The 12,810-nt window shown below is 66.1% G+C and carries 10 protein-coding genes; 8 read left to right on the top strand and 2 right to left on the bottom strand.

The features are described 5' to 3' along the window. Position 1: 1 nt before the first annotated feature. Together IPF36_RS06840 and smc are read right to left on the bottom strand one after the other, a co-directional pair. Entirely contained in the window at positions 2–1,375 is a 1,374-nt protein-coding gene (locus IPF36_RS06840) for a cell division protein ZipA C-terminal FtsZ-binding domain-containing protein (protein WP_135705375.1), read from the bottom strand. A gap of 64 nt (positions 1,376–1,439) precedes the next feature. After that, the gene (gene smc / locus IPF36_RS06835) at positions 1,440–4,955 is read right to left on the bottom strand and encodes a chromosome segregation protein SMC (protein ID WP_195427623.1); all 3,516 of its coding nucleotides are present in this window, start codon (positions 4,953–4,955) and stop codon (positions 1,440–1,442) included. 879 nt (positions 4,956–5,834) lie between these two features. On the opposite strand from smc, the gene IPF36_RS06830 reads away from it, so the two are divergent. From IPF36_RS06830 to IPF36_RS06795, 8 genes are all read left to right on the top strand, one after another. Then, positions 5,835–6,524, top strand: coding sequence for a carboxypeptidase regulatory-like domain-containing protein (locus tag IPF36_RS06830; protein WP_205751632.1), 690 nt, complete (start codon positions 5,835–5,837; stop codon positions 6,522–6,524). 58 nt (positions 6,525–6,582) lie between these two features. Further along, positions 6,583–7,710 carry a metallophosphoesterase gene (locus tag IPF36_RS06825; RefSeq protein ID WP_133096317.1) on the top strand — a complete coding sequence of 376 codons (1,128 nt, stop codon included), beginning with the start codon at positions 6,583–6,585 and terminating at the stop codon, positions 7,708–7,710. A gap of 45 nt (positions 7,711–7,755) precedes the next feature. Then, positions 7,756–8,217 carry a hypothetical protein gene (locus IPF36_RS06820; protein WP_205751633.1) on the top strand — a complete coding sequence of 154 codons (462 nt, stop codon included), beginning with the start codon at positions 7,756–7,758 and terminating at the stop codon, positions 8,215–8,217. A gap of 40 nt (positions 8,218–8,257) precedes the next feature. Beyond that, the gene (locus IPF36_RS06815; RefSeq protein WP_135705377.1) at positions 8,258–9,688 is read left to right on the top strand and encodes a cbb3-type cytochrome c oxidase subunit I; all 1,431 of its coding nucleotides are present in this window, start codon (positions 8,258–8,260) and stop codon (positions 9,686–9,688) included. Then, positions 9,685–11,400 (top strand): cbb3-type cytochrome c oxidase subunit II, encoded by a 1,716-nt coding sequence (locus tag IPF36_RS06810; RefSeq protein ID WP_195427622.1) that lies wholly within the window; start codon positions 9,685–9,687, stop codon positions 11,398–11,400. The genes IPF36_RS06815 and IPF36_RS06810 overlap by 4 nt, the downstream gene beginning before the upstream one ends. 15 nt (positions 11,401–11,415) lie before the next feature. Beyond that, complete coding sequence (gene ccoS / locus IPF36_RS06805) at positions 11,416–11,592, top strand: cbb3-type cytochrome oxidase assembly protein CcoS (RefSeq protein WP_133096320.1); 177 nt, start codon at positions 11,416–11,418, stop codon at positions 11,590–11,592. Continuing rightward, positions 11,585–11,794, top strand: a complete 210-nt coding sequence (locus IPF36_RS06800) for a hypothetical protein (RefSeq protein WP_133096321.1) — start codon at positions 11,585–11,587, stop codon at positions 11,792–11,794. The genes ccoS and IPF36_RS06800 overlap by 8 nt, the downstream gene beginning before the upstream one ends. A 255-nt stretch (positions 11,795–12,049) precedes the next feature. Further along, a complete protein-coding gene (locus IPF36_RS06795) occupies positions 12,050–12,805 on the top strand; it encodes a sulfite exporter TauE/SafE family protein (protein ID WP_135705379.1) in 756 nt (251 codons plus the stop codon). Positions 12,806–12,810 lie beyond the last annotated feature (5 nt).

Genomic DNA, 12,810 nt, shown 5'->3' with positions numbered 1-12,810 from the left:
GCTAGACGCTGAACAAGCGCAGCGCCACCGGCGAGCCGGCCGGCATGCCGCGCGCTTCCAGCTTCTGGTACAGCGTTTCCAGCTGGCTGAAGATGGCGATGAACGAGGCTTCGGTCAGCGGGCGCATATTGTCGTCGACCAGTTGCGCGCCCATGCGCTGGGCCAGCGTGTTGCCGTATTCGCAAACCGTCTTGAACGGCCTGGCGCCCTGGTCCGCCAGCGGCACGTCGAGCAGCAGCGTGATCTGGCGCCCGGACTTGACGGTCAGGTCGTCGCGCAGGAAGTTGGTATCGCCGAACTGCAGCGTGAACAGCGGGCGCTGCACGCCTTCGGCATTGGCCTGATAGCGGATAAAGCGCGTGCCGTCGCGCGACAGCACCAGCCCGTCCTGCGTGGCCACGTTCTGCACGTAGGCGGCCGACCACGGCGCGCCGTCGGAAATCACATTGACGCCCAGCTGCACGTCGCTGCCGGCGGCAAAGCCATCCAGTTCGCGCGCGTTGGCCACGGTCTCGCTCATGTCGGGCAGGTCGGCGGAGGCGTCGAGCGCCTCGGCCAGCGATTCCACCGCGGTGATGAACTCGGAGAACTCCAGCGCATTGAGCGGGCCGCTGCGGTTGGCCAGCTGCACGCCGACCTGCAGGTCTTCGTACTGGTGGCCGGCGGTGACCGGTTCCCAGGCATTGGCTTCGGCGCGCAGACCCTCGATATGGACCTGCTTGGTGCCGGCACGGCGCAGCCGCCCGGTCAGCGGCAGGATGCGGTCGCCGGAGGCCTTGCGCTCCAGGTGCAGCGGCACGATGCAGTCGATCAGCGGATCGACCACGGCCGGCGCGGGCTGGCCGTCGGGAACGGCGGCGAGCGGGGCCGGAACCGGGGCCGGGATCGGTGCCGGCGCTGGGGCGGGTACGGGCGCCGCAGCGGGTGCCGGCGCATCGGCCACCGCGGGGCCCGTCGCCGGGGCGGATTCGGCCTCGGCGTCGCCGGCCGCGGCGCCGGGCTCGGCCTGCACCACGCCGGCAGCCACCGCGACTTCCTCGGCCACGGCCTCGTCAGCATCGGCGGTGCTGGCCGCGGCCGCGGCCGCGGCGGCCACGTGGTTGGGCTGCGACGATGCTGCCGGCGTGCCCGGCGCCAGCGTCGGCTCGCGCCGCTGCACCGACTCGGCGTTGGCCTCGTGCAGCCGCGCCGCGGTCTCCGGGGCAGTGGCCTGGCCGACCACCGGCTCGCGCATCGGCGGCAGGTCGTCCTCGGGGCTCAGCTCGCGCGGACGGCGCGCCTTGCGGATCTGCCACTGGTTGTAGCCAAACAGCAGCACCAGGAATACCAAACCCGCGACGATCAGCGCGGTCTGCAGGTCCATGTTCAGCTTCATGCTGCAATCTCCAAAGCGCCCATGTTGGTCACAGCATTGTGGTCTCGGGGCTCCTGCTTACGGCTCATGCTGCCTCCGCCATCGAAACCGCCGCGTCCATATCCACGGCCACGATCCGCGAAACGCCTTGCTCCTGCATGGTCACGCCAATGAGTTGATGAGCCATTTCCATGGCGATCTTGTTATGTGAGATGAAAACGAATTGAGTCTTGTCCGACATGCGCGCCACCATGTTGGCGTAGCGCTCGGTGTTGGCATCGTCCAGCGGCGCGTCCACCTCGTCCAGCAGGCAGAACGGCGCCGGGTTGAGCTGGAACATCGCAAACACCAGCGCAATCGCGGTCAGCGCCTTCTCGCCGCCCGACAGCAGGTGGATGGTCGAGTTCTTCTTGCCCGGGGGCTGCGCCATCACCTGCACGCCGGCGTCGAGGATTTCCTCGCCGGTCATGATCAGGCGCGCCTGGCCGCCACCGAACAGCGACGGGAACAGCTCGCCGAAATGGTGGTTGACCTGGTCGAAGGTGCCCTGCAGCAGCGCACGGGTTTCCTGGTCGATCTTGGCGATCGCGTCTTCCAGCGTGTTGATGGCGTCGTTCAGGTCGGCCGACTGCGCATCGAGGAAGGTCTTGCGCTCGCGCGCCGCCGCCAGTTCCTCGAGCGCGGCCATGTTGACCGGGCCCAGCGCGTTGATGGCGTTGTTGATGCGCGTGACTTCGCCCTGCAGGTACGACGGCTTCAGGTCGCCGGTGAGCTTGTGCGCCAGCCCGGCTTCGTCGACCTGCGCCGTGGTCAGCTGCTCGCTGAACTGCTCCTGGTTCAGGCGCGCGGCCTGCTCCTTGAGCTGCAGCTCGGTGATGCGGTCGCGCAGCGGCTGCAGGCTGCGCTCGGCGGCCAGGCGCTGCTCGTCGAACTGGCGCAGCTGCGCCGACAGCGCATCGAGTTCGGTGCGCGCGACGGTGAGCCTGGCTTCCTTCTCGGCGCGCAGTTCCAGCGCATCCTGCAGGCCGGTATGCGCGGTCTGCTCGTTGATGGTTTCAAGCTCGGCGCGGGCGTTCTCCAGCGATTCGGCGATGCGCTCGGCCTGGTCCGCCGCGACCTGGATATTGCGGCGCAGTTCGTCGATGCGGCTGGACAGGTTGCGCTCGGCAAAGAGCGCTTCCTGCGCCGCGCGCTCGAAGTCACGCAGCTGGTGGCGCGCGGCCGACAGCTTGCTGTCCAGCGCCTCGAAGGCCATCTGCTGGTCTTCGTGCGAGGCCTGCATCTCGGCCAGCGCGGCGTCGTGCTGCTCGAAGCTGGCTTCGGATTCTGCACGGATCGCGCGCTGCTCTTCGATCTGCGCGTGGATTTCTTCCAGCTCCTCGCGGATCTGGCCGCTGCGCGCGGAATAGCGCTCCATCGCCTGCGACAGCTTGAGCACGTCCATCTGCAGCGCATGCACGCGGCGCGTGGCCTGCTCGGCGCGCGTGCGGGCCTCGCCCAGCGCCTGGCTGGCCTGCGTGTACGCAGCCTCGGCACGTACTGCCTGGGTCTTGGCTTCGTCAGACAGCAGCGCCTGCGCACGCGCCTGCTTCTGCAGGTTTTCGATTTCCTGCTCGCGCGCCAGCATGCCGGCCTGTTCGGAATCGGCGGCGTAGATCTGGATCGCGTTGCGGCCCACCAGGTGGCCTTGGGCCACCACGAACGACGCGCCTTCGGGCAGCGTGCCGCGCGTGGCCAGCGCCTGCGCCATGTCGGTGGCGACGAAGATATCGGCCAGCCAGTCCTGCATCACTGCGCGGATGCCCGGCTCGGTGATCTGCACCAGCGACATCAGCGGACGCAGCCCCGCCGGCGTTTCGAGCGGACGGGCCGCGGCCGGGGGCGAGTAGAACGCGAGCTTGGCCGGCGGCGCGTCGGTCAGGAAGGCCTTGACCCAGTCCAGGTTGGAAATTTCCAGCGCGTTCAGCTTCTCGCGCAGCACGGATTCCAGCGCGTTTTCCCAGCCCGCCTCGATATGGACCTTCTTCCACAGGCGCGGCAGCTCGGCCAGCTCGTGCTTCGCCAGCCAGGGCTGCACCTTGCCGTCGGTCTGCACGTTCTCCTGCAGCTGGCGCAGCGCATGCAGGCGCGCTTCCAGCGACGCGATCGCGGCGGCTTCACTATGCACGCGCGCCTGCGCGGCGCGGCGCTCTTCATCGAGGCGCGGCACGCTTTCTTCGGCATCGGCCAGCACGGCCTGGGCTTCCTCGACCAGCGCCTCCTGCTCGGCCAGCTCGGCGCGGCCCTGTTCCAGCCGGGTTTCATCCGGACGGTCCAGGCCCTTTTCCTCGGCCGACAGGCGCTCGCGGCGCTGCTCCAGCTGCTGCAGCATCTGGTCGGCGCTGCGCTGCTGCGCGGCTTCGAGCTTGAGCGCCTGCTCGGCCTGCATGATGCCGGCGCGCTGCTCGTTGAGCAGCTGCTGGGCATCGCGCCACTGGCCTTCCAGCGTCGGCAGCTCGTCGTTTTTGTGCGCCACCGCCTCCTGCGCCTCGACCGTGCGGCCCTCGGCCACGGCCAGGTTCTCTTCGGCCTGCGCCAGTTCGTCGGTGGCCTGCTCGGCCTTGCCCTGCCACTGCTCGCGTTGCGCCGTCAGCGCGGCAATCTGGGCCTGCACGCGGTTGCGCGACTCCACCACGTAGCGGATCTCGGCCTCGAGCTTGCTGACCTCGGCATTGGCTTCGTACAGCGCGCCCTGCGCCGCATGCATGCCGTCGGATGCGGCATAGTGCGCGGCGCGCATGGTTTCCAGCTCGGCCTCGACATGGCGCAGCTGCGCGGTCTGCGCTTCCAGGTCGATCTGGGCCTGCTCGATGGCGCGCTGGTGGCGTTCCTGCTCGACCTGCGCCTCGCGCTTGCGCAGCAGCCACAGCAGGTGCTGCTTTTCTTCGCCATCGGACTGCAGCGTCTTGAAGCGCTGGGCGACTTCGGCCTGGCCTTCCAGCTTTTCCAGGTTGGTGCCGAGTTCGCGCAGGATGTCCTCGACGCGGGTCAGGTTTTCGCGCGTGTCGGACAGGCGGTTCTCGGTCTCGCGCCGGCGCTCCTTGTACTTGGACACCCCCGCGGCTTCTTCCAGGAAGATGCGCATGTCATCGGGCTTGGCCTCGATGATGCGCGAGATCATGCCCTGCCCGATGATGGCGTAGGCGCGCGGGCCCAGGCCCGTGCCCAGGAAAATGTCCTGGATATCGCGCCGGCGCACCGGCTGGTTGTTGATGTAGTAGGACGAGGTGCCGTCGCGGGTCAGCACGCGCTTGACCGCCACTTCGGCGTACTGGCTCCACTGGCCGGCGGCGCGGCCTTCGGCGTTGTCGAACACCAGTTCGACGCTGGCCCGGCCGGCCTGCTTGCGCGCGGTGGAACCGTTGAAGATCACGTCCTGCATGGACTCGCCGCGCAGCTCCGAAGCGCGTGACTCGCCCAGCACCCAGCGCACCGCGTCGATGATGTTGGATTTGCCGCAGCCGTTGGGACCGACGATGCCGACCAGTTGGCCCGGCACCTGGAAATTGGTGGGATCGACGAATGACTTGAAGCCCGCCAGCTTGATCGAGGATAGTCGCACGGTTTCTCGTGTGGTATCGGCCGCCAGCGGTCCGTCTTGGGTACCGCGCGCAGCCTGGTATCGGGGCTATAGCAATGTTCAGAAGCCGGGCTGCGCGGGAGCCGGCGCGGCGTGCCGCCTGCGCCTCAAAATACCCCCCCGGCCCGAGAATTGGGGCTAATCATACCATCGCAGATGCCTTCGCCGGCCCGTTTGGCGGTTGCCCCGGCGCCATATTCCTACCCCGATTTCCCTTGCTTTTCCGTCCCTTACAGGGGATTCCGCAAGCACTTTGGCATTCATCGGCGGCGTGCCCGGCCGGCACGCCTGTGACGTGGCCGGGAAACTAATTAGGGTAAATGCTAGTCTCTGCACTGTCGGCGTGATCCCGGATTCGCTCCGGGAGCCGCGCACCATGAAAGCCCCCCCGAAGCCCTGCCCTTGCGGCAATTTCCAGGAGGACCAAGCATGCGTGAACTGTCGGCGGCCGCCCGGCCGTGGTCCATCAGCGACATCAATAACCGGCAATCGAGCTAGAGCGCGTCCGCGGTGACCGCCGCCTGTTCTACCCTGCTGGTGTCTGCCTCGTTTATCGAAAGTGGCTCCGATGGGCCTCGTAGGCCTTGAGGTGGCTGTACGCGACTTGCAGCAGCGACAGCGGGCCACGGTAGTACGCACTGTCAAGCACACGCTGGCTGGCTGCGTCCGTCCCATCACGTGCTGCCGCACCAAATGTCCGTTGCACTTTGCATTGGGCAGCCTGCGTACTATGCTTCAGCGACAACCCATAGCATCCTGCTGCGCCTTGCATGTCCGGGGGGAACAACAAGAGTGAGCGCACCGCATGGCGCTGAAAGGCGGGGAAACAGCATGTGTTTCTTTCTTCGCAAAGCTTGCTGCATGCAACTGGCAGTACTCAGCCTGTTCAGCGTCCCCACCTTTGCCTATGAAGTCGCCCCGGTCAGCGGGGGCGGCAAGATCGAAGGCAAGGTCACTTTCCAGGGCACCGTCCCGATCCGCAAGATCATCCCCACCAAGGACCGCGAAGTCTGCGGCGGCCCGCGCGATGAACCACAGATCCGCGTGGGCGCCGGCAAAGGCGTCCAGGATGCCGTCGTGTACCTGAAGGAAGTGCCCAAAGGGAAGGCCTGGGGTACCCCCGACAAGATCCCGGTGCTCGACCAGGAACACTGCATTTTCAAGCCTGCCGTGCAGGTGATCCGAGCCGGCAAGCTTGAAGTCACCAGCTCTGATCCGATACTGCACAATACCCACGGCTTCTACGGACAGCGCACGGCATTCAACCTTGCGCTACCTGAGAAAGGGGTCAAGATCACGCGCGAACTTCCGCGGCCCGGGCTGGTCCGGGTCGAGTGCGACGCGCACGGCTGGATGCTGGCCCACATCTATGTCGCCGATAGCCCGTACTACGCGCTGACCGGCGAAGACGGCAGCTTCCGCATCGACGACGTTCCACCAGGCAATTACACCCTGGTTGCCACGCAGTACTACACCGGCGATACCGAGACGCCAGTCACGGTAGCCGGCGGCCAGACCGCGAAACTCTCGATCGAACTGAAAAAGAAATAGCGCGTTCAGTTTCGCCGCTGCCAACTTCATCATCCCCCGGGGGGCGGAGGACCGCCAGATGAACTCATTCCAACTCGAACGACGCGAGTTGCACCGGACCCTGGCCGGTCCGGGCGATCGCCCGGAAGGCGCAGCAGTATGGACGCGCCGCACATTCCTGCACCAGGCGCTGCTCAAAGGCGTTGCGGGCGCCGCCGCATGCGGGTTCTTCCCGCTCCTGAACACTCTTGAGGTGGCCTACGGGCAAACCGGGCAGAGCTTCCGCTTTGCCTGGGTCTCCGACACGCACCTTTATCCAAGGGAGCTCAACTCCCGCTTCGTGGAAAAGACGGTGCGCGCCTTCAAGGAAGTGCAGGCGATGAATCCGCCGGCTGACTTCATGATCTTCGGCGGCGACCTGGCGCAGCTGGGCGATCCTGTCGAGCTGCAACTCGGCGCCGAACTGCTGAAGGAAGTGAAGGTCCGCAAGGTCTTCATCCCGGGCGAGCACGACTGGTACCTCGACATGGGGTCGACCTGGAACAAGACCTTCGGCAACACGCCCTGGACCTTCGACCACAAAGGCGTGCGCGTGATCGGCCTGAATACGGTCGCTGCCGCACCTGACTTTTGGACGGCACGCAAGATGACGCCGAAAGAGCGCATGGGACATATGGCCACGCTCGACGGCACTCTGGGTGGTGCCTGGTCGGCGATCGGCGAAAAGCAAATGCGCTGGCTCAACAGCACGCTGTCGAACTGGCCCAAGAGCAGCCCGGTCATCCTGTTCACGCATACGCCGCTGTACGAGTACTACCCGCCTTGGAATTTCTGGATCCGCGACTGGCGCGAGGCGCATGAAATCCTCAAGCCCTACGCCAACGTCACCAATATCCACGGTCATACGCACCAGGTGCTCTACAACGAGATCGGCAAGGTGCGCTCGATCGGCATGCTTGCCACGTCGTGGCCATGGCCCTACGCGCCGGAAGGCGTGCCGCTGCTGACCAAGCCGATGATTCGCGCCGATCCGGGCGATCACTTCGACGGCGTGGGCTGGAGCACGCTGACCATGACCCCGCAGGGACGGGTGGAGAACGAATACAAGATGTGGCGCAAGACGGTCTTCGCCGACCAGCCGGCGGATTCCGGCACTGAGGACAACCGCAACCAGGTGCTCAGCCCGCGCGTGGCCGACCGGATCTAGCCCGGCCGGCACCCCTGATCCGGCGCAGAAATGCGTGAGGAGCGAATGATGAAGAACGACAAATGGCATGCCCGGGCCCTGGCGGCTGGGGTAGCCGTGTTGCTGCTGCTCGGCTACGACAGCGACCAGCCGATGGCGCACAAGGAACCCCACACGGCAGATCAGCTGAAAGCGTTTGAAGAGGTGTTCATGGAACAGGTGAAGGTCGGCGACCAGCTGTTCCACGGCGATTCCGGTGCGCAGCAGCGGCTGAACGTCAAGCTGTCGAACACCGGTGTTGCCTGCGCCATGTGCCACCCGTATGCGTCGGACACCCATCCGCATGAGTTTCCCAAGTTCCAGGAACAGATGAACGAGTTCGCCACGCTGCGGGACATGATCAACTGGTGCATCGAGAAACCCAACGAAGGCGAGAAGATCGACCCCAACGGGCCCGCCATGAAAGCGCTCGAGGCGTACATCTACTACTCGAACCGCAACAGCAAGCTCGATCCAGGCAGGCACTGAGCGCGTGGCCGGCTGCGATAACGAAGGGAGATAAAAGCATATGACTGCCGCCCGCGCGACATCGGACCCATCCGAAGCATTTCCTGACCTGGATTCGCTGATCGACCGCGGGCTTATTCTCAAGTGGCTCTACTGGGGATTGTTCTGGCTGATGTTCACGCCCAGCATCGGCGTGACCATCTCCAGCCTGTTCAACTTCCCAGACTACCTGGGGACCTCGCAATACCTGACTTTCGGCCGCTTGCGGCCGATGCATGTCAATGGCGTGATCTTCGGCGCCTTCTCCACGCTGTTCATCGGCTTGTGCTACTACCTGCTGCCGCGCCTGTGCGGCGTGCCGGTATGGAAAGGCCGGTGGGGACACTGGCTGGTATGGGTGTGGAACCTGGGCCTGGTTGCCGGCATGGCGTCGCTGATGCTCGGCTACAACCAGGGCCTGGAGGCCGGCGAATTCCCGCTTGCGATCGACGCCATCATCTTCTTCGTGGTGACGGTCACCACCGTGCAGTTCCTGATGACGATCGCGCACCGGCGCGAGCCGCAACTCTATGTGGCAGTGTGGTACCTGATCGGCGCCTTTGTCTGGACCGTGATGAACCTGGTACTCGGCAGCTTTATCCTGCCGTACACCATCACCGGCATCAACAGCGCCGCCTTCCACGGCCTGTTCATCCACTACATCGTGGGGCTGTGGATCACGCCTGCCGGCTACGTGCTGATCTACTATTTCCTGCCGGCGAGCGTGCAGAACCCGGTCTACAGCCACAAGCTGTCGCTGGTGGGGTTCTGGTCGCTGGCGCTGTTCTATCCCTTCGTCGGCATCCACCATTACCTGTACAGCCCCATCGCCGACTGGGCCGAGACGCTGGCGATCATCACCTCGATGCTGCTGATCGTGCCGGTCTGGACGGTATTGCAGAATTTCTTCGGCACCATGATGGGCCGCTGGCACACCTTTACCCAGAACCTGACCGCCAAATTCCTGATCATGGGTTCGCTGATGTACCTCGCGGGCTGCTTCCAGGGCTCGACCGAGGCCCTGCGCGCGATCCAGCAGCCAACGCATTTCAGCGATTTCGTCATCTCGCACTCGCACCTGACGGTATTCGGCACCTTCGTGGTGTGGGCCATCGGCGGCACGGTCTACGTGATACCCAGGCTGGTGGCGCGGCCGCTATGGTCGGCGCGGCTCGGCAACTGGTCGTTCTGGCTGATCACCTTCGGCATCAGCCTGATGGGACTGGACCTGACCATGGCCGGCCTGCAGCAGGGCTACATGCTGATGGCGGGCGTGGAATGGCTGGACTCGCTGGTAGCCATCCGGCCCTACTGGCTGGTGCGCACGACTGCCGGCATCTCGATGGACATCGGCATGTCGCTGCTGGTCTACAACCTGATGCGCACCGTGATGGCGGCCGAGCCCGCCACGGCACCGAGCGCCACGGGCGCCGCACGCGGAGCGTCAACATGACCCCGCGCCGCCCCGATGGCCGCTATGGCCTGCGCTTCTATGCACTGATCGCGGGGTTCGGCTGCCTCTCGCTGGCCGCCTTCGTGCAGGGCGTGCTGCCGATGCTGGAGCCGCAGTCGCGCACCGACAAGGTCACCCAGGTGGTGCGCACCGACCTGGGCGAACTGAAATGGACGGAAGCACGCGCCACCGACTACACGCCGCTGCAGTTGCGGGGCCGCGAGGTCTATACGCGCGAAGGCTGCTGGTACTGCCACTCGCAGTTCGTGCGCCCGGTCACCGGCGAGACCCGGCGCTGGGGCCCGGTCTCCCAGGCCGGCGAATACGCGTTTGACCTGCCGCACCTGTTCTCGACGCGGCGCATCGGCCCGGATCTCTCGCGCGTCGGCCTGAAGTTCAGCGATGCCTGGCACCTGGCGCACTTCTGGGATCCGCGCATGTTGTCGCCCGACTCGATCATGCCGCGCTTCACCGCGCTGTTCTCCGAGCCGCACACCGCACGGCTGGTGACCGACCAGCAGGGGCGCCGCACCGTCGAGAACACGCCCGCGACCCGGCAGCTGTTCGATTTCGGCAGCAGCAAGACCATCACGCTGACGCCCAACCAGGCCGGCCTGCTCTATGTCCCGGAGCGGGGGAAGTACCCCGTGATCCTGACCCCCAACAAGGAATTCACAGGCGAGACCGTGATCCTGATCGCCGACACGGAAGACCTGCGCGCGCTGGTGGCCTACCTGCAAAAGCTGGGCACCAACCGCGGCAAGTGGCGCGACCGCTTCGAGCCGCAGCAGATGGAGGCCTCGCAGACGAGCATCCCGCGTTCGGAGGAGTGGATCGCGCACGGCAAGAACGTGTATGAGCGTCGCTGCCTGGGCTGCCATGGCGTCAAGGGCGATGGCAACGGACCGGCCGCCGCGTTCATGCAGAAGGACCGCCCGCGCAATTTCACGCTGGGCGTGTTCAAGTTCCGCCTCACGCCGTCGGGCTCCATGCCGGATGACGGCGACCTGCTGCGCACCATCACGCGCGGCGTGCGCGGCACCGCGATGCCGAGCTGGCACGAACTTCCGGAAAAAGACCGGCTGGCGGTGATCCAGTACATCAAGTACGTACTGGCGGCCGACCGCAGCAATCCCGACAAGCCCTACTTCTACTTCCTCGAAGAGCCGCCGCTCGCGCCGATCTTTATCGGCGTGCCGCCCAAGCCCTCGGCCGAAATGATCCAGCGCGGCAAGCAGGCCTGGGACCGCGCCAAATGCTGGGAATGCCACGGGCGCACCGGCAAGGGCGATGGCGAAAAGGCGGCCGGACTCGAGGACGATTTCGGCTTCCCGATCCCGCCGGCCAACCTGACCACCGGGCAGTTCAAGTCCGGGGCATCGGTGAAGGACATCTTCCGCACCATGAGCACGGGGCTGTCCGGCACGCCGATGCCGTCGTTCAGCGACACGGTGTCCGAAGACGATCGCTGGGCGTTGGCCTACTTTGTCCTGTCGCTGTCGGCCTACACCGATCCCCTGACCGGCCAGCCGCTGCCGATCCCGCCCGGGCAGAAAGCCGCGCTGAACGACCCCGGCCTGCGCGCCGACGAATCGCGCCACGCCTATCGCGCGCCGGCGGCGGGCCAACCGGGACAGCCCGGCCAGCCAAGCACCTATGCCGGCGAGGCGTGGGCCAGGCGGCATGGTTTCGCATTTGCCGACGAGCGCTAGCCAGAGGGAACGAGCATGGCCGAACTCACCTTGCTGCAATTCGTGGTGGCCTTCTTCATGAGCCTCGGCGCGGTCTGCGTGTTTATCTGGGCCGTGCTGTCGGGGCTGTTCGAAGACGTCGAAGCCATCAAGTACAAGGCCTACCGGGCCGAAGTCAAGGACGACGAAGCGGAGGCATCCGGCCATGAATGATGAACGCGACAGCCCGCCCGCCGTGCCGGAAGAGCCGCATCACCGGCAGACCCAAGACTACGGCGGCGGCCATATCCAGGCGCGGCATGGCCGCATCAATGTGTGGCTGCTGGTGGTCTACCTGGTGTTGTTCGTCTGGGCGTTGTACTACGGCTATGCCTACTGGGGCGGGCTCGGGCCAGGGCTGGACCTGACGCGCTAAGCCAACCGCCCGCCGACCGTCCGCCATACCATCGGAGCCGACCATGATACCGAGACTGCTGCTCGCGCTGGCCCTGCTGAACCTGGCCTTCCTGTTCGGCGAACTCGCGCTGAACGTGCTCGGCCTGCAGTTCCTATAAGCGGAGCCGGTCATGACCCTTGCCGAAGCGATCGCCTTCTGGATCTTCGTCATCATGACGGTTGGCTTCTTTGCCTGGGTGGCCTACCTGGCGTTACGCAAGTAGCGGGAGAGGCCATGAGCGACCTGTGGCTGGTCTTCCTGGCAGGCGTCGCCGGCAGCATGCACTGCGCCGGCATGTGCGGCGGCTTTGCCTGCGGCCTGGGCCCCGCGCCCGGCGGACGCGTTGCCACCTTGCTGCGGCACCTGGGCTACAACCTGGGCCGCATCGGCAGCTATGCGTTCCTTGGCACGCTGGCCGGCTATCTCGGCATGCTGCTCGTCGGGCACTCCGGTGAAAGCAGCATGGCCAGCATGGTGCAGCGCGGGCTGGCCATCCTGTCCGGGCTGCTGATGCTGCTGATCGGGCTGAACCTGGCCGGGCTCATTGGCCGAGGCGGCCATGCGCTGGGCGGTGGGGGCGCGCAGTGGCTGGCGCAATCGCTGCGCACCTTGCTGCGCCGGCCCGGACCTGGCGCGCCGCTGGCATTTGGCGTGCTAAACGGCTTTCTCCCCTGCCCGCTGGTTTACGCCTTTGCCGCGCAGGCGGCGGCCAGCGGAACCGCACTGGGCGGCCTGCAGATCATGCTCGCGTTCGGGCTCGGCACCTTGCCCACCATGCTGGCGATGGGTGGCCTCGGGCTCTGGTGGCGCGCGCGGCATCGGCCTGCGGGCATCCCGGTGCAGCCCGTCATCGCCAGCTTCCTGCCTGCGCCTGCGGCGCGCCCGGGCTGGCGCATGCAGGGTGTGCGCGCCGCCGGCGCGTTCATCGTCCTGCTCGGCCTGATCACGCTCGCGCGCGGCGTGGTGCCGATGAGCGCCCACCTGCATTAGACAGG

This window comes from Cupriavidus sp. IK-TO18 (assembly GCF_015549295.1).
In the GTDB taxonomy this organism is placed as follows: domain Bacteria; phylum Pseudomonadota; class Gammaproteobacteria; order Burkholderiales; family Burkholderiaceae; genus Cupriavidus; species Cupriavidus oxalaticus_A.
This window is presented reverse-complemented; position numbering and strand designations above follow the sequence as displayed.